Source organism: Azorhizobium sp. AG788 (assembly GCF_943371865.1).
GTDB lineage: Bacteria > Pseudomonadota > Alphaproteobacteria > Rhizobiales > Xanthobacteraceae > Azorhizobium.
In genome coordinates, this window is the sequence record NZ_CALRWL010000044.1 from 13,714 (window position 1) to 33,159 (window position 19,446).

At 66.6% G+C, this 19,446-nt stretch carries 16 protein-coding genes; 11 read left to right on the top strand and 5 right to left on the bottom strand.

The features are described 5' to 3' along the window. Positions 1-285 precede the first annotated feature (285 nt). The 3 genes from AAG816_RS20850 to AAG816_RS20860 form a co-directional block, all read right to left on the bottom strand. Positions 286-1,536, bottom strand: a complete 1,251-nt coding sequence (locus tag AAG816_RS20850; RefSeq protein ID WP_341991608.1) for a glycosyltransferase family 4 protein — start codon at positions 1,534-1,536, stop codon at positions 286-288. Between the two features lie 83 nt (positions 1,537-1,619). Next, complete coding sequence (locus tag AAG816_RS20855; protein WP_341991609.1) at positions 1,620-2,159, bottom strand: MarR family transcriptional regulator; 540 nt, start codon at positions 2,157-2,159, stop codon at positions 1,620-1,622. Positions 2,160-2,326: 167 nt separating this feature from the next. Next, positions 2,327-2,629 (bottom strand): hypothetical protein, encoded by a 303-nt coding sequence (locus AAG816_RS20860; protein ID WP_341991632.1) that lies wholly within the window; start codon positions 2,627-2,629, stop codon positions 2,327-2,329. Between AAG816_RS20860 and AAG816_RS20865 the strand changes: the two genes are divergently transcribed. The 10 genes from AAG816_RS20865 to AAG816_RS20910 all read left to right on the top strand — a co-directional run bounded on the left by AAG816_RS20865 (position 2,570) and on the right by AAG816_RS20910 (position 17,171). Then, entirely contained in the window at positions 2,570-4,210 is a 1,641-nt protein-coding gene (locus AAG816_RS20865; protein ID WP_341991630.1) for a type I secretion system permease/ATPase, read from the top strand. The two genes, AAG816_RS20860 and AAG816_RS20865, sit on opposite strands and share 60 nt — an antisense overlap. After that, positions 4,207-5,673 carry an HlyD family type I secretion periplasmic adaptor subunit gene (locus tag AAG816_RS20870; protein WP_341991610.1) on the top strand — a complete coding sequence of 489 codons (1,467 nt, stop codon included), beginning with the start codon at positions 4,207-4,209 and terminating at the stop codon, positions 5,671-5,673. The genes AAG816_RS20865 and AAG816_RS20870 overlap by 4 nt, the downstream gene beginning before the upstream one ends. Positions 5,674-6,103: 430 nt before the next feature. Further along, on the top strand, positions 6,104-6,763 hold the full coding sequence (locus AAG816_RS20875; RefSeq protein WP_341991611.1) for a calcium-binding protein: 660 nt from the start codon (positions 6,104-6,106) through the stop codon (positions 6,761-6,763). A gap of 184 nt (positions 6,764-6,947) precedes the next feature. Next, complete coding sequence (locus AAG816_RS20880; protein WP_341991612.1) at positions 6,948-9,170, top strand: glycosyltransferase; 2,223 nt, start codon at positions 6,948-6,950, stop codon at positions 9,168-9,170. After that, positions 9,167-9,997 carry a class I SAM-dependent methyltransferase gene (locus AAG816_RS20885; protein ID WP_341991613.1) on the top strand — a complete coding sequence of 277 codons (831 nt, stop codon included), beginning with the start codon at positions 9,167-9,169 and terminating at the stop codon, positions 9,995-9,997. The genes AAG816_RS20880 and AAG816_RS20885 overlap by 4 nt, the downstream gene beginning before the upstream one ends. Further along, positions 9,994-11,316: a glycosyltransferase family 4 protein gene (locus AAG816_RS20890; RefSeq protein WP_341991614.1), complete on the top strand. Its 1,323-nt coding sequence runs from the start codon at positions 9,994-9,996 to the stop codon at positions 11,314-11,316. The genes AAG816_RS20885 and AAG816_RS20890 overlap by 4 nt, the downstream gene beginning before the upstream one ends. Positions 11,317-11,539: 223 nt before the next feature. Beyond that, positions 11,540-12,292: a hypothetical protein gene (locus AAG816_RS20895; protein ID WP_341991615.1), complete on the top strand. Its 753-nt coding sequence runs from the start codon at positions 11,540-11,542 to the stop codon at positions 12,290-12,292. Positions 12,293-12,302: 10 nt separating this feature from the next. Then, a complete protein-coding gene (locus tag AAG816_RS20900) occupies positions 12,303-14,528 on the top strand; it encodes a hypothetical protein (RefSeq protein ID WP_341991616.1) in 2,226 nt (741 codons plus the stop codon). 5 nt (positions 14,529-14,533) lie between these two features. Beyond that, positions 14,534-15,928 carry a glycosyltransferase family 4 protein gene (locus AAG816_RS20905; RefSeq protein WP_341991617.1) on the top strand — a complete coding sequence of 465 codons (1,395 nt, stop codon included), beginning with the start codon at positions 14,534-14,536 and terminating at the stop codon, positions 15,926-15,928. A gap of 34 nt (positions 15,929-15,962) precedes the next feature. Then, on the top strand, positions 15,963-17,171 hold the full coding sequence (locus tag AAG816_RS20910; protein WP_341991618.1) for a polysaccharide pyruvyl transferase family protein: 1,209 nt from the start codon (positions 15,963-15,965) through the stop codon (positions 17,169-17,171). Between the two features lie 155 nt (positions 17,172-17,326). Here AAG816_RS20910 and AAG816_RS20915 read toward each other — a convergent pair whose 3' ends face one another. Continuing rightward, positions 17,327-17,656, bottom strand: a complete 330-nt coding sequence (locus AAG816_RS20915) for a DUF167 family protein (protein ID WP_341991619.1) — start codon at positions 17,654-17,656, stop codon at positions 17,327-17,329. Positions 17,657-17,661: 5 nt separating this feature from the next. Next, positions 17,662-17,952, bottom strand: a complete 291-nt coding sequence (locus AAG816_RS20920) for a YggT family protein (protein WP_341991631.1) — start codon at positions 17,950-17,952, stop codon at positions 17,662-17,664. Positions 17,953-18,355: 403 nt separating this feature from the next. Here AAG816_RS20920 and AAG816_RS20925 point away from each other — a divergent pair, with 403 nt between their 5' ends. Beyond that, complete coding sequence (locus AAG816_RS20925; protein ID WP_341991620.1) at positions 18,356-19,312, top strand: acetyl-CoA carboxylase carboxyltransferase subunit alpha; 957 nt, start codon at positions 18,356-18,358, stop codon at positions 19,310-19,312. Positions 19,313-19,446 lie beyond the last annotated feature (134 nt).

Sequence of the window (19,446 nt, forward strand, 5' to 3'; positions counted from 1 at the left end):
CCGATCCTGGGGCGGCGAGGGCTGGACGAGGATCCATGGGACTGGCTTGAGAGCATGGGAAAGTCCTCCGCGCACATGGGCAAAGCGACGCCTGCATGCCGGCGATCCGGGCATCCACTGAGCGTCTGGCGAACTGGGTGTTGTGCGAAAGCGTGGTGTCGGTACGCAGCGTCAATCAGATGAGACGCAGTATCGGCATCATGTATGGCCGTGTTGCGGCGCGCAATATTAAAAAAATACTTTGGATTTGCGACTATATTTACCGATGGCGTGCGGTCGCGGTTCTCAGGCTGCCCCGGCGCGCGAGCGCTGTGGCGACGCGCGTCGTCCGACGAGGCTGCCGATCAGCGCCTGTTGCCGGGTGAGGCAGCGCTCCAGATCGTAGGTCTCCAGAATGGTGCGCCTCGCCCGTGTCCGCAGCGCGGCCAGATGGGCGCCGCCCTCCAGCGCCTCGGAGATGCGATCCGCGAGCACGGCCTCGTCGAAGAAGGGGGCGAGGAGTCCGTTCTCGCCATCCCGGATCACTTCTTCCACCGGGGCGGTGGCGGAGCCGATCACCAGGGCGCCGCAGGCCATGGCCTCCAGCACCGACCAGGACAGGACGAAAGGATAGGTGAGATAGACATGCGCCGCGGAGACCTGAAACAGTCTCAACAATGCCGCGTGGGGGAGGGTGCCGAGAAAGACGACGCGCGCCGGATCCAGCCCGGTCTCGGCCATCATGACCTCGCGCCAATTGCGGCCGTCGGCTGGGGCGCGCCCATAGCTGACCCCGTCCCCGCCGGCGACGACGAACAGCGCATCCGGGCGCGTGCGCGCCACCCGCGTGGCGGCGCGCAGGAATTGCGGAAAGCCGCGATAGGGTTCGAGGTCCCGGGCCGCATAGGTGACCACCGGGTCGCCCGGCGCCAGGGTGCGGCCGTCGGGCAGGCGGAAGCGGGCGCGGGGCTCGGGATGAAAAATGCGCAGGTCGATGCCATCATGGCATTGCGCGATGCGGGACTGATAGGCTGCGGGATAGCGGCTCTTCTGCCAGAGTGTCGGGCTGATGCCGCCGTCCATGGCATCCAGGGTCAGCAATTGCGAGCTGTTGCGCAGCCGCAGCCGCTGGCGGTCGTCCAGGGTGACGGTCTCGGCGGGATCGAAGCCGGCATCGCCGCCTTCGGCGCGATGATAATATTCGCAATAGCCGATGAGCGGGGTGTGGGGCCGCACGTCCTTGGCAAAGATCAGTCCGCCCCAGCCCATATGACCCATCAGCAGTTCCGGAGCGCCGTCAATCCGCGCCAGTGCCTCCAGGGTCTCTGCCACGCGGTAGCCGATGCGCACATGCTGTTCCGGCGTGGCGAGATGGGGGGTGGCATCCGCGCGGCGATAGAGCGCGGGTTCCGCCCGGTGACGCACGGTGCGCACGCCCGGGAGCGCGCGATCGCTGGTCTCGCAGACGAGGGTGACCTCCCAGCCTTCGCTGGCGAGGCGGGGGGCGAGATGCAGGAATTGGCCGGGACCCCGGCGATGGACGAGAACGATCCGCATGCGGGTCCTTCGGTACCGAAAATGGAGCCTTGGCTGCATGCCGGGCTCAAGCCGGCCCGCCCCGGATGGGGGCGGGCGCGCGGTCAGGCGTCGCCGTAACGCATGGCATTGGTCCAGACCAGTTCCATACGCCGCAGCATGGTGAAGGCGATGCCGAGGTCCCGCTCCTCGTCGGCGTCTCGGGCCACCAGGCGGTGGTAGGTCTCGTCAACGACGCGGATCTGGTCGCACAAATGACGACCCTTGGCGTCCAGGCGGATGCGGGCCGAGCGGCGATCGCGGGCCGAGGCCGTGCGTTGGATGTAGCTGGCGTCCAGCAGCTGCTTGAGGTTGTAGGACGCGTTGGAGCCCAGATAGTGGCCGCGTTCGAGCAGATCGCGCACCGACAGTTCGTCCTCGCCGATGGTGAACAGCAGCATCACCTGGGGCGGGCTGATGTCGTCGATCCCGAGGCGCAGCAGTTCCACCCGCAGCAGGTCGCAATAGCGTCGATGCACACGCTCGATCACCCGCACCAGTTCCAGGTGGGTGATCATGTCGGCGGCGACAGCGCCCTCGGAGGGAGATGGCGCGGGCTCGGCCCGGTCGCTCGACGCAGGGGCGTAAGGCATCGTCTCAGGCACGAGGTCGCTCCACCGGGAGGGGGAGTCCACCGCCGTCTCTGCGATTAATGTCCGATCATGTTTCTGAGTCATTGCGACAAACCTTTCGTTCGAATTTATCTCGAATTTCGAACTAACCTCCCATCGTGCCGTGTATCAGCGTCGTGGCTGATCGATTTTTCTGAAGTTTATGCCATCATCTCTCCAAACATCAGATGAATAGTGATAGCAAGGGTGCATCTCTCGCGGCTTAATGTGGCGATGATACGCACGTTTGTTGCGATTTTGAAGGTGTTTCGAATTTCGGCCAATAATTTTACGATGGTCGGTAAGAAGGTGGGTATGCAATGCCGGCAAAGCAGCTCGACACGCGAACCCTGATCAAGAATGGCAGGCGAACCTTCGTCGCAGGGCTGGTCTTTGCCGCGGCGCTGAGCGGCTTCATCACCCTGCTGCAACTGACGGTCCCCTTGTTCATGCTGCAAGTACATGATCGAGTTGTGAATTCCCGAAGCTACGACACATTGACCATGTTGGCGCTCCTGGCTGGTGGGGGGCTGATCCTCTACGGCATCCTGGAATATATTCGCGCGCTGACCTTTCAGGCGATGGCCGGCACTCTGGTACGGCGGCTCAACTTGCCGACCCTTGAGGCGGCTCTGGCGGCCTCGGTGGACCATGGCGCCGTCAAGGCCTCGCAGGTGCTGCGGGACCTTGCAGATCTGCGCACATTTCTAACCTCCAGCGCGGTGGCTGCGCCGCTGGATGGCATGTGGTGTCCCATATTCCTGGTGGTTCTGTTCGCTCTCCACCCGTATTACGGGCTCCTTGCCATTGTCTGCGCTGGTATTTTGGTGGCGCTTGGGCTGTTTTCAGACATGTTCACCCGCCAGGTCACAAAAGAGGCCAGCCAGGCGCATATCGAAAACATCTCCCGCATCAGTTCCAGCCTGCGCCACTCCGAGGCCATCGAAGCCATGGGCATGCTTCCCGCTCTGGCGCGGCGGTGGCGGGCCAGCCAGATCCATGCGGCGGACCTGTCGAACCTCGCCAACGGGCGCAGCCGTGGCACCCATGCGGCGACGCGCGTGCTCCGCCTGATGATGCAGATCGGCGCCTTGTCGCTGGGCGCGACCATGGTGATCGAAGGCACCGCCTCGCCGGGCTCGATGATCGGCGCTACCATCATCATGGCCCGTCTGCTGGCCCCCTTTGATAGCCTGACCGACAATTGGCGATCCTGGATCGCCGCCTCTACGGCCTGGCAGCGGATCCGCGAACTGCTGGAAAGCCATCGCTCCAGCCGGGACAGCATCCCCACCCCGCCGTGCCACGGCACGCTTGAGGTGGACCGTCTCATCTACGTGCCGCAGGGCAGCGACCTGCCGGTTCTCAAGGGCATCGGCTTCAAGCTGGAGGCCGGGCAGATCCTCGGCGTGGTGGGGCCGTCTGCCGCTGGCAAGTCCACGCTGGCCCGGCTGATGGTGGGCGCGGCGCGGCCCACCGCAGGCGGGATCTATCTCGACGGGCACAATGTGTATCTGTGGGAGCGTGGCTCGTTCGGCGACATGGTGGGATATCTGCCGCAGTCCGTCTCGCTGCTGGATGGCACCATCCGCGACAATATCGCGCGCATGCGCGAGCCCGATCCGCGCCAGGTCATTGAAGCCGCGCGCATGGCGGGCGTGCATGAGATGATCGGGCGCCTGCCGCTCGGCTATGACACGCCGGTGGGGGACGGGCGCTTCACCTTGTCTGGCGGCCAGAAGCAGCGCATCGCGCTGGCTCGCGCGCTCTATGGGCGGCCCCGCCTGCTGGTCCTGGATGAGCCCAATGCCAATCTGGATGCGGAGGGCGAGGCGGCGCTGATGAATGCCATGCGGGCCATGCGCGACGACGGCGCCACCGTGGTGGTGATCGCCCACCGCCCGGCGATCATGGAGTGCGCGGACAAATTGCTGGTCCTCCAGGAGGGCCGCATCGCGCAGTTCGGCGAGCGCACGTCGGTGGTGGCGACCATCACGCCGCGGGGGGGCCGCAAGGCTGCCCGCTCCACGGGAGATGCCGCATGACGGATAGCGTCGAGCCGATCCGCGCCGTTCCCACCGTCCCCTCTCCGCGCCCCGTGCCGCCGTCCCCGCTTGATTCTGAACGCGGGACACAAGGTCCGGCGCGTCCCGCGCAGGTGCTGGAACCGCAGCGCGGCGCCGCAGAGGCTTGGTATCAGGTGCTGGAACGCGACGAGGCGGAGAGCACCTCCAGCCTGCGGGGGCCGGTGATTGCCGGAACGGTGGCCGTGGTGCTGGGCTTCGGTGGCTTTCTGGGATGGGCCTTCTCGGCGGACCTGGATTCCGCCTCTGTCGCCACCGGCACGGTAATTGTGGATTCCAAGCGCAAGACTGTCAGTCATTTCGAGGGCGGCATCCTCAAAAGCCTGCTGGTGCAGGAAGGGGACGTGGTGCGCACCAACCAGCCCCTCGCCCAACTGGACGACACCCGCGCGCGCTCTGATCTGGGCCAGTATCGCGGCCGGCGCATTGGCTTGCTGGCGAAGCTCGCGCGCCTGCGCGCGGAACAGGCCGGCGCCGAGAGCGTGAGCTTTCCGGAGCCGGTTCTCGATCCCGCAAACCCCATTGCCGTGGACGTGCTCACGGCGGAGAAGCGCCTGTTTCTGCGCCGACACGAAGCCTATGCCAGCAAGGTGGAGATCCAGCACAAGGAGATCGAGCAGCGCGTTGCCGAAGCGGAGTCCCTGTCGGCGTTGATCGACGCCGCGCAGAAGCAGCGGGATTTCATCGGCCAGCGTCTGGTGGGCATGCGGGAACTCACCGAGAGGGGGTTTTTCGGCCGCGCGCAACTGCTTGAGCAGGAGGCGCGCCTGTCGGAGCTGGTGGGCCGCGCGGGCGACTATTCCGCCCAGAAAGCGCGCTCGGAGAAGGCCAAGGCCAGCGCCGAAGCCGCCCTCGCCAGTATCGATTTTGATTGGCAGAGCGATGTGGCAACCCAGTTGCAGGACGCGCAGCTCCAGCTGAACGAGGTGGAAGGCCAGATCACCTCCGCCAAGGACGTGCTCGACCGCCTGACCGTACGCTCGCCACAGGATGGGGCGGTGGTGAATATCCAGGTCCGCACCCCCGGTGGCGCCATTCCCGCAGGCCAGCCCATCATGGATATCGTTCCGGAGAAAGAGCCCATGGTGGTGGAGGCCCGTATCGGCACCCGCGAGATTGTTGCCGTCCAGGTGGGCGGCAAGACGCAGGTGCGCCTCACGGCCTATGACCATCGGGTGCTGGCGCCCCTGGAGGGCAAGTTGACCTATGTGGCCGCGGACCAGACCGTGGATCCGGCAACACAAAATGCCTATTACCTCATTCGCGCGGAGATTGATCCGGCGATCATGAAGCAGCATCCCACCATCAGCCTCTATCCGGGCATGCCGGCCGAACTGCTGGTGCTGAAGAAGCCGCGGCGCGCCATCGACTATCTGCTCGGCCCCGTCTTTGAGAGCTTCAATCGGGCCTTCCGCGAGAGCTGAGCCCTGTCTGTTCCTGCGCCCGTTCCACATTGATGCATGGCAGCATTCCCGGCGCGTCTGGCGCCGCTGGCATGCAGTGCGCCAAAAAAAAGAATGAAATTCGAAGCGGTTTATTTTCACATACATGCAGAACTGCATTCGAATAAGTCGTAACAGCTAAGTCTAAGGCCATAATATTCCTTAAAGAAAACGCTTTTTGCCCTTTCTTGAGGGCCTGACGTTGCGTATGATGCACTGCGTCGAAGCTGCAATTATTCGTGTTGCAGTTGCGTCATTGTCGGACGTGAAGTTGAGCGCGTCCGCCCATGGGGTGGACCAGGACGAAGACTCGTCTGTCCTGGAAATCTGCCTCTGTAACCTGATCCAGAGCGTTGCTGCTGCTTCGGCAAGCCGAGCCAGTGGTGTGCCCTTTGGAATGATGGAGACGGCCATGGCGACCATTGAAGGAAGTGCCTACGACGACGCGCTTCTGGGAAGCCGGTTCCACGATGCCATCCTTGCTCACGGCGGGGATGACAGCGTGTTTGCCGGCGCTGGACACGATCTGGTCTTCGGCCAAAGCGGGAGTGACAGCCTGTTTGGCGAAGATGGCGACGATACGCTCTTTGGCGGCGCAGGAGAGGATCAACTCTTCGGCGGCGCCGGACATGACTTGCTGTCGGGGGATTCCGGCAGCGACTACCTCGATGGTGGTCTCGGCGACGACCATGTGCTCGGGGGCGCCGGCGACGATGTCCTGCTCGGCGGCGCCGGTGCGGATTTCCTCTCCGGCGGCTCGGGGAGCGACCTGCTGGCCGGCGGCGCGGGAGACGACATTCTCTCCGGCGGGTCCGGCAACGACGTCTTCTTCTTCTCCGGTGGTGGCGGCAATGATGTTGTGCTGGACTTCCGGGCCGGCAGCGACCTGCTCGAGATCAGCAAGGGCATCAACGGCACCGATATCACCAGTGCCGACGATGTGGCGGCGCGCGCGACCGATGTGGGTGGCAACACCGTCATCGATCTCGGCAACGGTGACACGGTCACATTGCACAATGTGAGCGTGGAAGACGTCCAGGATCATCCCTCCACCTACTTCCTCGTCCACTGAGGAAGCCCCCGGCGGCCGTTGTGCCGCCGGCGGTTGCTGCCCGACCGGTGTCCCCCGCCAGTCGGTCGGCCGGTGCCCGCGAGACCATCTCGCGGGTGCCTCCTTCCCGGATATTTTCATGGCCTCGCCTCCGGGCGACGGCCGCGAAATCGCTGCCTCAAGCCCACAGCCAAGGTGACAGCCCATGCTCGAGCCTGCCCGCGAGGTCTTCACCCCGGTCATCATCTCCTCGGCACCCGTGCCGTCGGACGGACCGCAGTTTTTCGCCCTTGGCGGCAGCATCGTGATGCTGGCGTGGGACGCTGAAAGCCGGGTCTGGAGCGGGGGACGGCTGGAGCCGGTGTCCGGTCCGCCCTTGGCGCCCGTGGGGACCTTGCGGTTGCAGCGGGAGGATGGCGGCACCCGGCTGCTGTTCGCCTTCCGCAGACCCGAGACGCCGGTATCGCTCGCCCTGTTCGCCGGCGTTGTCGGCCAGAGCCTGGAGGTCGAGGTTGATCCGGCCGCTGACCTGCCAACAGCCAATGTTGAGTGGTTGCTCAAAGGATTGACCGCGGCCGCGCGGGTGTCTCTTCTCACCACATTCCTCGACACCTGGGCCAGCATCTTTCGCCTGCGCAACAGCCGCTCCTTTGCCCGCTTGGTCTATGCTCTGGCCGCCGCCAGTATCGGCAAGGCGGCCGTGGTGCGGGCCGTGGCAAAGCTCGACGGGCGCACCGCATTGGTGGAGGGCGGACTTCCCGCCGGGGTCGACGCCCCTTCAGCCCTGCATCGCATCGCGCCGGGCAGTTTCGCCCGCATTGGCGGCGTGCCCTTGATCGGGGCACCGGATACGCGCGGACAGCGACGCCTATATCTGGCTTTGGAGGCCGTGGATGCGGAGCCGGGCACCCTGGTGCTCATGGGCGGGCCGAAGTGGCTGGCGGTGCGCCAGTTGGAGGTGCCGGCGAGCCTGCCGTCGCTGGCGCGCTGGTGGCGAGCGCAGGGCAAGCCGGACCCGGTGCTGCGCGAATATGCCGTTGCCCTGGCCGCGCAGGGCGCGCCGGCTGCCCACGCCGCCGCGGTCGAACTGCAACTCCACTGTCCGCTTCAGCCGCGGGCCCTGAACGGCGGGCCTCATCTGCCGTCCGCTGAACTGGATCTGGCGCTGGCCACCACGGCCGGCATGCTGGTGGGAGGCTGGGTCAGGGATCCGCTGAACATGATCGCCGGTCTCGATCTGCTGGATGGCGACGCGGCGGTGGCGCTGTCTCCGACCCGCCATGATTTCTCCGGCGTGGTCGGGCAGGGGGATGAGGCGGTGTCCGTCTCCGGCTTTGCCGCGTTGGCCGGTACAGCGCGCGCCGTGCCGCTGCTTCAGCCCCGGTTCGCCGTCAATCTGAAGTCCGGGGAGCGGCACATTCTGGTGCCCCCGCCGCAGCCGGTGGACCTGGCGGAGAAGCGGTCGCGGGCGCTGAAAGCGATCCCGCCGCAATTCCTCACCGAGACTGCGCTTGCCCAGTGTCTGGGGCCGGCCTTGGCGGCAATCCAGCGCGACCTGCTGGCCGCCCTCGCCGCGCCGCGGGTTGTCACCATCGGGGAGCGTGTGGCGGCGCCCGCGGTGTCCATCGTCGTGCCGCTGTATCGGGTGCTGGAGTTTCTCCGGTTCCAGCTGGGCGCCTTCGCCGCCGATCCAGCCCTGCGCCGGGATGCGGAAATCATCTATGTGCTGGATTCCCCCGAGCAGGCGGATGGCCTCGAGCATCTGCTGCGCGGGCTGCACATCCTCTACGGCATCCCCCTGGTGCTGGTGGTGATGGCCCGCAACGCCGGCTTTGCCGCCGCCAGCAATGCGGGGGCGTGGGAGGCACGGGGCACGGTCATTGCCCAGGTGAATTCCGATGTGATCCCGGTGGCGGCCGGATGGCTCTCGCCCCTATGTGCCGCGCTGGCCACCGATGGCGTCGGGGCGGTCGGGCCGAAGCTGCTGTTCGATGACGGCTCGCTCCAGCACGCGGGCATGTACTTCGCCCGTGGCGCGCGCGGCCAATGGCTGAACCACCATTTCCATAAGGGCATGCCGCGCGATTATCCCGCGGCCTGTCTGGCCCGCTCTGTCCCGGCGGTCACCGGCGCCTGCGTGCTGATGCGCCGGGCGGTGTTCGAGGCCGTGGGCGGCTTCACCGAGGATTATGTGATCGGCGATTATGAGGACAGCGACCTGTGCCTGAAGGTGCGGGCGACGGGCCTCGATATCCGCTACGTGCCCCAGGCCGAGCTCTATCATCTGGAGCGGCGCTCCATGCAGGTGAGTCCCGATCACGCGCGGGGCACCGCCTCCGCCTACAATGCTTGGCTCCATGCGCAGCGCTGGAGCGACACCATGGGCGCGCTGATGGCCGCCTCCTCCCACACCAGGAGCGCCGCATGAATGTGCACGCCGTCCCGTCGCAGAACGTCCCAGCGGCCCGCCTTCCAGCGGAAACCGAGTGGCTGCTGGAGCACATCGCCCAGAACCGCTTCCTGCCGCAGCCGCCCGCCGACAGCATCTTTGTGGGTGACGGCGACTTCCAGGCCATCGGCGCCGAATTCCTCCGCCATTTTGTGACCTTGGGGGGCCTGCGCCGCAGCCATCGGGTGCTGGATGTGGGCAGCGGAATCGGTCGCATGGCCGTGCCGCTCACCCAATATCTGCATCCCGAGCGCGGCAGCTACGAGGGCTTCGACCCCGTTCTCGACGGGGTGATGTGGTGCACCACGACCATCACGGCGGCCTATCCGCGCTTCCGTTTTCAGAAGCTCGATGTGGCCCATGCGCTCTACAATCCTGGCGGCGTCGTTTCCGGCGTCGAGATGTCGCTGCCATACGCCGATGCGAGTTTCGATTTCGTCGTGATGGTGTCGGTGGCGACCCATCTGCCCGCCGATGAGCTTGCCACCTACCTGCGCGAGATTTCGCGCGTCCTGGCGCCCAGCGGTAAGCTGTTTCTCACCGCCTTCGTGCTGGACGAGCGGGCCCGTACCACCGAAGGGCGCGATGCGCGCTTGGGCTTCGCGCGAGACGGGGAGGGGCCATGTTGGTTCGCCAACCCGCAGGCGCCGTTGGCAGCGGTGGGTTTCGACGACGGCTTCATTGATGAGCTGTTGCACACCTCAGGCTTCGACATTGGACTGAAGAGCCTCGGCCATTGGCGGGGTGTGTCGGCGGAGCACTACCAGGATGTGTTCGTCGCCATGAAGCGGGGAGGCCGCCCATGAGCCCTCGCATTCTCGTCGTTGCGCACAATCATCCCGATCTGCATCCCGGCGGCACCGAGATCTTCGCCCACGATCTGTTCAAAGCCTATCAACGGGCCGGATCGCAGGCGCTGTTCCTGGGCGCCACCAACACGCTGCACCGGGAGGCACGTCCGGGCACGTCGTTCCAGACCGTGGGCAAGGCCAAGGACGAGATCCTGCTGTGGTCCGGTCATTTCGATCGGTTCAACATGAGCCAGATCGACCTCTATGGCGTGGTGCCGGATCTGGTGGCGCTGCTGGAGGACTTCCGTCCGGACATCGTCCACCTGCACCACCTGCTGCTGATCGGCGCCGAGTTTCCGGCACTGGTCCGGCGCATCCTGCCCCAAGCGCGCATCGTGATGACATTGCATGATTACTATTCCATCTGCGCCCATGACGGATTGATGGCGCGCACCAAGGACGGGCAACGGTGCCTGGCCTCGGGACCAGACGCCTGCCATCGCTGCTTTCCCGAGATAGCCGCCGATCGCTTCCTGCTGCGCGAGCACCATCTGAAGACGCACCTGGCCTATGTGGACCAGTTCGTCGCCCCCAGCCGCTTCCTCAAGGCGCGTTATGTGGATTGGGGCCTGGATGCGGCGAAGATCGAGGTGATCGCCAACGGGCGCCCGCTGACATCGGCAGCGCCGTTCCGGACCCCGCACGAGGGCCGGCGCGCGTCGTTCGGCTATTTCGGCAATATCAATCCCTGGAAGGGGATGAAGGTGCTGCTGGATGCGGCCCGCCGCCTGATTGCCTGCGGCGTCGACTTCGAGCTGCGGGTCCATGGTGCCGCGCTCTACCAGAACGAGACCTTCACCGCCGAGATCGATCGGCTGTTCGCCGATACGGATTCCCATGTGCTGCGGCTCGGCGCCTACGAGCGCCATGAGGTCGGGCAACTCATGGCGGCGGTGGATTGGGTGGTGATGCCCTCGGTGTGGTGGGAGAATGCGCCGCTGGTGATCCAGGAAGCGCAGATGCACCGGCGCCCGGTCATCACCAGCGGCATCGGCGGCATGGCCGAGGCGGTGCGCGATGGGGTGGATGGCCTGCATGCCTTGCCGGGCGATGCCGCGGATCTTGCCGGCATCATGCGCCGTTGCGCCGAAGATCCCGCTTTGTGGCGGCGCCTGTCGGTTGCGACGTTGCCGCCACCCTCCATCGACGCCGTGGCCGCCCGCTATCTGCGCCTGCTCGGCCTGAAGTCAAACGCTGCGGCGCCGCTCCCCACACCGACCGCGGCCATGGCCGCACCGTCGAGCGGCGCGCGCTCATCCATCGTCGCAGCCTGAGGAGGCCCGCATGACGCTTGCGCACGCCACCCACCCGACAGCGGCAAATGACGTATCGGCAGCCGCGACGGCGGCCCAAGCGGCCGCCCAAGTGGTTCCGAAAGCGTCGCCCCCCGTCGCCGCAGCTGTGGCGCGCAAGCCGGCCGCTGTTGCAACTGCGGCTGATGCGACACCGAAAGCGGCCCCCAAGGCGGCGGTCAAGTCCGCACCTGCACCAGCGTCTGTGGCATCGAACAGCCCGCAGCCGGCACCCGCTGCGCCTGCGGCCGGTGAGGCGAGTGCCCTCGCCGGGCGGGTGGATGCGGTGGACAATGGCCAGCTGTTCGGTTGGGTGTGGGATCGCAATCGGCCGGAAGCCAGGCTGCTGGTGCGCGTCCTGCTGGATGGGGTGGAAGTTGCCACGGGCATCGCCGACAAGCCGCGCGTGGACCTGCGCCGCAATGGCATCGGCGACGGGCATCACGCTTTCACCCTCGACCTGCCCCCCAAGGCGCTGCAATCCCCGGAGCGCCTGACTGTCATCGCGGTGACGGTGGACCCGGCGGCGGAACTGGTTCTGCGCCGTCCCTCCGCGGATGAGAAAGCGGCGGAGGCGGCGGTGGCCGCGCCCATGGCGCGGGTGCTGGATCGCCTGGATCTGCTCGTGGCCGCGCAGCGGCAATTGCAACTGGGCCAGCGCGACACCGGCACAAGCCTGAAGGAAACGGCGCAGCGCCTTGATGCCATGTCGGACCATGAGGCGCGGCTGGAGCAAGCGCTGGGAACAGTTCGCGCCGGCCAAAGCGATCTGGAGATCCGGCTGGATCAGATGGAGATCTTCCTGACCCGCTTCGACACCACGCTCGCCGGCTTCGACAATCGCCTTCAGGCACTGGGGGAGCAGGGCCGCAACGAGATCAAGCCGCAGTTCTTCGCGCTCGCGGTGCTCATCGGGGTGGGCCTTGGCCTTGCCTTGGCCATCGGCCTGAAAATCTGAGGACCGCCCCATGCAGGATCCCCATTCCCCCGATCGCACCGCGGAGCGTTCCGCTGCTGCCGAGCCCTACGGCTTGCCGCTGGATGGGGAGACGGCTCTGGTCGCCGCAGTCGATGAGGGGCTTGCCCTCATCGCCGGCGTCGGCGACCTGCCTGCGACGGTGCAGGCCTTGCTGAATGGCGATCCCAGTGCCACGGCACAGGCGGCTGCGGTGTGCTGGCGTCGCCCGGATGCGCCGAGCGAAATCCGCTCGGGCTTTGCCGCTCTGGTGCCTCTGGCGGCCTTGGGGCGCGGGCGCCTGACCTCCATTACCTTTCGCCGGGCCGGCCACCCGGCGCGCTACGCCCTGGCGCGCCGCCCCCTGACCATGGAGGCGGTGTTGCAGGCGGTGGCGGAGGATGCCGGGCCCGCCGCTGCCACGGTGGTGGACGGCATCGTCGAGGCGTTGTTGTCCGGCAAGCCTACCGCCCGGCGGCTGCGGGCAGTGGCGGCCATGGCCCAGGCGGTGGCGCGCCCCGACGGCTTTGTGGAAGTGCTCGGGGCCAATGAGGATGGCGATATCTTCCTCCAGGGCTGGGCCGCGGATCTGGTGCCGGGCCGGGCGCGGGTGCTGGCCATCGGCGCCGAGCCGGCGCTGGCGGAGTTGGATAACGCGTCCTTCCCGCGCGAGGACCTCGCCGGGCGCAGCCGGGGCTTTGCCGGCCTGATGAGTGCGCAGGACAAGCTTGATACCGGGAAGCTGCAAAAGATCCTGTTTCGGGCGCGGGACGGATGGCGGGCCATTGCCGTTTACGAGCGCCGGGTGGTGCTGGAGATCCGCGACGTTCCGGCCCATGTGCGGGCCGTGCTGCCACGCCTCACCGCGCCGACCGACGTGCTCGCCAAGCTGAAGGACGCGGGCAACCGCTTCGACGGCCGCGACACCGTGAGCGAACTGAAGATCCCCGTGCGCCTTGGCATCGATTTCGCCCTGATGGTGGATGGCGGCGGCGTGTTGGTGTCCGGCTGGCTGGCGGACTGCGAGGACCACGTGCGCGGCGTCGCGCTGAAGGTGGGCAAGGCCGGGGTGCGCATCGACGAGGGCTGGACCCGCCAGCCGCGCCCGGATGTCACCCGCGCCTTCCTGGCCGATCCGCTGTTCGCGGCGCTGGATCCCAACCGCCATGCCCACGGCTTCCTGGCGTTTGCGCCGCGGGTCGCCGGCAGCGCGCGGGATGCGGCCTATCTGGAACTCACGCTGGACAGCGGCCCGGCCTATCGCCCCTTGCCGCTGACCCGCGCCGCACCGCGCCAGGTGCTGGCGCGCTTGTCGTCGGCTCTGGAGCCTCGCTCGGTGGCTGCGGCCCATGTGGTGGAGCGCCAGCTCGGCCCCATGGTGCAGTCCCTGGAACGGCGGGTGGCGAGCGGCCGGGTGGTGAGCGACGCGGTCGGCTTTGATGGCGGCGCGCCGCTGGTGATCGTGGTGGGGGTCGATGAGGGCGCGGCGCAGGTGGGCGTCCTGCTGGCCTTGCTGGCGCTGGAGCCGGCCACCCGCGCCTTGCCGATCATCGTGGCGGTGCGGGAGGACGGCTTCGACGAGGTGGCCGCCGAGGTGCGCCGGCTGGCGGAGTTCTATGGCCTGCGGCTGCGGCTGGTGCGCGCGGATGGCGCCGAGGACGTGTGCGATGCCCTGGAAGCCGGGGTGCGGGCAAGCACCGCCGAGCATCTACTGCTGATGTGCGCCCATGTGCTGCCGCGCGCCACCGGCTGGCTGCCGCGCCTGGAGCGGGCCTATCGCGCCCGCGGCGGCAAATGCCTGGTGTCGCCCACCTTGCTGTTCGAGGACGATTCCATCCGCTGGGCCGGCACCATGCTGGATGGGGACGGAACCGGCCGTCGCCTGAACGATCGGTTGGTGGGCTATCCCCGGGCCGCCGTGGACGGCGCCGAACCCACCGAGGTGACCGCCGGCACGGTGGAGTGCTGCATCTTGCCCCGGACCGCCTTCGAGGCCGTGGAGGGCTTTACCCGTGGCTATCTGGGCATCGCCGAGAAGCGGCTGGACCTGGCCCTGAAGCTGCGCCTCGGAGGCACGCCCTCGGTGTGGGTGCCGGACGTGGAAATGGTGTGTGCCGACGAGACCAGCGAAGGCGCGGCGGGGCCGGCGGCGGCGTCCTGGCACGGTCTGGTGCGCCGGGTGGATCGCTGGGCTTTTGACCGGCGCTGGTCCCTCGCGGTGGCGAACATGCGGAGCTGATGACCATGAACGCACAGCCCAACCCCTCCTCACCCTTGCCCTCGTCTCCCTTGCCTTCGATCCCGGTGGCGCGCGCAGCCGCCGCGGACGATCTGCGGGTACTGGTGATCTCCCACGCCCATCCCAGCTATTCGCTCGGCGGGGCGGAAGTGGCCTCGCACAATCTGCATAAGGGGCTGAACGCGGTGGGCGGGGTGTCGTCCCGTTATCTGGCGCGGGTCGCCAGCCCGGTGCCGCGCCATGGCGCCTCCGCGCTCATGAGCCTGCGGCAGAGCGATGACGAGATCCTCTATCACGCCGACGATTACGACCACTTCCTGCTGTCGAACCGCAACACCGACGATATCCGCCGCGACTTCCTGCGCTTCGTCACCGATGTGCGCCCGGATGTGGTGCACTTCCACCATATCCTGGGGCTCGGCCTGGAAACGCTATTCGCGGTGCGCGACGCCCTGCCGGACACCCGGATCGTGGTGACGTTCCACGAATTCCTGTCCTTGTGCCACCACCACGGGCAGATGGTGAAGACGGCGGGCATGAAGCTGTGCCAGCGGGCGTCGCCTACCGAGTGCCATGCCTGTTTCCCGGACATCTCTCCCGCGCGCTTCCTGCAACGGGAGCGGTTCGTGCAGTCCATGCTGGAACTGGCGGACCACTATGTCTCGCCGAGCCATTTCCTGGCCCAGCGCTTCATCGAATGGGGGCTGGACGGCAGCCGCATGTCGGTGATCGAGAACGGCCTCGACATTGCCGAGACCGCGCCGCCAAGGCCGCTCACGGGGCCGGCCAAGCGGCGGGGCAGCTTTGCCTATTTCGGCCAGATGACCCCCTACAAGGGCGCCGACGTGCTGCTGGATGCTGTGGGCCGGGTGCCGGAGAGCGTGTGGGGCGAGGACGCCCGCATGATGATCTTCGGCGGCAATCTGGAGCGCCAGCCGCCCGCCTACCAGGCCAAGATCGCCGCCCTGGTGGAAAAGGCTGGCGACCGGGTGCGCTTCTACGGCTCCTATCAGAATGCGGAGATGCCGCGGCTGATGCGCTCCGTCGACTGGATGATCATGCCCTCGGTGTGGTGGGAGAACTCGCCGGTGGTGATTCAGGAGGCGTTCTTCCATGGCCGCCCGATCATCGCCTCCAACATCGGCGGCATGGCGGAGAAGATCCGCGACGGCGTGGACGGCCTGCATTTCCGCGTCGGCAGCGCCGAGGATCTGGCCGACCGCCTGGTGGAGGCGCTGACCGACGACACGCTGTGGGATCGCCTGCGCGGCGGCATCCGGGCACCCGACACCCATCTGGGCTTTGCCCGCACCCATCTCGATCTCTACCGGCGCCTGCGTTCGCAGCGACCGGACATCCCCAGCGCTCCGGCCCCCGAGGCCGTGGCGCGCACCGCCTGAGGTTTGACACCTCGGAATCCAGAGGGAGGCACGAATGGCCCGCGTACTCGTCATGATCCCGTCGGGAGAAGTCTACGACCACGACTGCGTCCGCTGGTATAATTACAAGGATGTCCAGCGCAGCATCGACCACTACCACAACATCGGCGACGCCTTCGTCTATGATTCATCGCTGAAGTTGATGAATTTCGACAAGCTCGGCGTGCTGCCCATCGCCAGTCCCAACATGGACGACATCGATCGCCTGCGGGAAGAATATGACTATGTGTTCCTGCGCGGTTCGAACTACGTGCACAACCATATGAAGTGGCAGCATACCATCGAGGTGCTCAAGCGCCTCAAGCTGCCGGTGATCGCCTTCGGCATCGGCGCCCAGGCCCCGGTGAAGGGCAATATGGAATTGTCCGAGGAGACCAAAACGGTCCTGCACATGATGGCGGACTCATCCGTCTCCATCGGCGTGCGCGGGGCCTATTCGGCGCAGGTGCTGTGGGACATCGGCATCCGCAACATCCGCATCGTCGGCTGCCCCACCGCCTTCCGCCGCAATGATCCGAATCTTGCCATCACCCTTCCGCCACTGGAGGAGATCAAGCAGGTGGGCATCACCTGTCGCCGCGAGGTCTCGCCAGCCTATGCCCAGGACATCAAGCGCTACCTCACCTTCCACCGCGACCTGGTGAAGGAATGCGCCAGCCGCTTCGATGTGGTGCTGATGGCCCAGGGCGAGGTGGAGGAAAAGAAGATCGTGTTCGGCACCGCCGAGCAGCGGGAAGAAGCCATCGCCGCCCTGAAGGCCAACAAATGGGTCTCCGACTGGTACATGGACGACGAGATCGAGCGGCTTTACCGCGAGCGCCTGTTCTATTCCGACGTGGTGGCGGACTATGAGGCGCTGGTGCAGCAGAAGGATCTGGTGCTGGGCTATCGGCTGCACGGCAATCTGATGGCGCTCTCCAACGGCACGCCGTCAATCTACTTCACCTATGACAGCCGCACGGTGGAGTTCGCCGAGACCTACCAGATCCCCAGCTACGACGTGTTTTCCAAGAAGGAGTTCCAGCTGGAGGATTATTGGGACCAGGGCCTGTTCAACAAGTTCAATCGGGCCTGGGCCACGACCTATCGCGAGATGAAGACCTTCCTCGACGAGAACGGGGTCGACAACAAGATGGTGGACACCCGCCACACGCCGGGCATGCGGGCGGCCCTGCCGGGTGTGCCTGACCGCAAGGTCGCCTGAGCTTCAGGTGCGATGGAGGGGGCGGCGCATGCTGCCCCCCTCGTCCCCGCCTTCGGATCAGGCGCGATCTCGCCCCGTCGGCGGCCTTGAGCCGTCTTGCGACGGAGGCGTCTGCCCTCGGGATGGGGCGCGGGCAATTTTCGAGAAGGACCCGCTCAGGACTTCGTCCGCTCGGCAGGTGTCAACGCACGGTCCAGCGCGGTGCGCATGGCGGCGATGTCGCCCACAAGACGAAACACCTTCAGCCGCGCCGTGGCGCCGGAGGTCAGGCGCACAGCGGAGGGCGCGATGCCCGCTGCCGCGGCCAGCACCTTGATCACCGCCGCTGTGGCGGCCCCATCCTCGGGGGCCGCCCGCACACGGATCTTCAGCACCTCGCGTCCATCGGACAGCATCACCGTGCCGTCCAAGGCGTCCCGACCGCCCTTGGGCGTGGCCCGGACGCTGACCTCCAGCGCGTCTGGTATCTCGCGCCAGAAGGCCATGGGGCTCAGAACACGTAGGGGTAGATGTAGAGGCCGATCACCCGCTCGATGAAGAAGATGAGCAGGATCAGAACCATCGGCGAGAGATCGATGCCGCCCAGGCTGGGCAGGACGGAGCGGATGGGCTTCAGCACCGGTTCGGTCAGCCGGAACACGATGTCGCCAATGGTGCGCACCACAGGGTTGTAGGCGTTCACCACATTGAAGGCGATCAGCCAGGACAGCACGGCCGAGGCGATCAGCACCCAAACGTAAAGCTGCAGCACGAGCAGGATGACATCAAGAAGGGCGCGCATGGGCAGAAGGATCCTCGTCTGGCTCGCCACCGGGGTGCTCGCCTGAAAAGAGACGGGCGCCGTCCGGGCGATTGCAACATCGCTGCGCAGCAATAGCCGGGGAGGCCACCCGCAAACAAGGCCGATGATGGGTGGCGATGCCCGAGCGCCCGGTGCGCAACCGACGGGCACCCGGTCGGTGCGGAAGGCCTCGCTGGTGCCGGAGTCCTCGCCCGATGCGCGGACGCGGCCGGCCTGCGGCATGATGTGTCGCTCCCGGGTCTCGATTCTGCCACCGCGTCCCCCACATAAGAAGGGCTGGCAGACGGGCAGGGTGTCCTTCAGCTTGACTCCCCGCACAGTGGGGGGCAGCTTCCGCCCGCCCCACGGTGGGGCAGAACGATCCTCAAACCCATGGGCGTGCATGCGTAGCTATTTGGACTTCGAGAAGCCGGTGGCCGAGCTCGAGGCGAAGGTGGAAGAACTGCGTGCCCTCTCTTCGCCCGACGGGGTGGGGATCGGTGAGGAAGTCCTGCGCCTGGAGGCCAAGGCCGGCGAGGCATTGACCCAGCTCTATGCCAATCTCACGCCGTGGCAGAAAACCCTGGTGGCCCGCCATCCGGCGCGGCCGCATTTCGGCGATTTCGCCAAGGGCCTGTTCACCGATTTCACGCCGCTGGCCGGCGACCGCAAATATGGCGAGGATGAAGCCATCATCGGCGGTTTTGCCCGGTTCCGCGGTGAGGCGGTCTGCGTCATCGGCCACGAGAAGGGCTCCACCACCGAGACCCGCATCCGGCACAATTTCGGCATGGCGCGGCCGGAGGGCTACCGCAAGGCCGCCCGGCTGATGGAACTGGCGGACCGCTTCGGCCTGCCCATGATCTCGCTGGTGGATACCGCCGGCGCCTATCCCGGCATCGGCGCGGAAGAGCGCGGGCAGGCGGAAGCCATCGCCCGCTCCACCGATGCCTGCCTGGCCCTGGGCGCCGCCAATGTCGCCGTGGTGATCGGTGAGGGCGGCTCCGGCGGGGCCATCGCCATCGCCGCCACCAACAAGGTGCTGATGCTGGAGCACGCCATCTACAGCGTGATCTCGCCGGAAGGGGCCGCCTCGATTCTCTGGCGCGATACCTCCAAGGCGCAGGAAGCGGCCACCAACATGAAGATCACCGCCCAGGATCTGGTGCGGTTCGGGGTGGTGGACGGCATCGTGCGCGAGCCCTTGGGCGGCGCCCATCGCGATCCCGCGGCGGCGATCGAAGCCACCGGTGACGCCATTGCCGAAGCGTTCGAGTCCCTGGCGGGTCTGGATGCGGATGCGGTGAAGAAGGCCCGGCGCGCCAAATTCCTGGCCATTGGCCGCACGCTCAAGGTTTGAGGCGTCGTTAGCGACATTCGTGGTTAACGCCAGCCTGACGCAAGGAACCATCTCATCTTGGCCGCAATTGGCCCATCCTGTGCGGTTCAGGGTGAGGTTTCTTCCGTGTTTTCGCCATCTTGCGGTAACCCGCC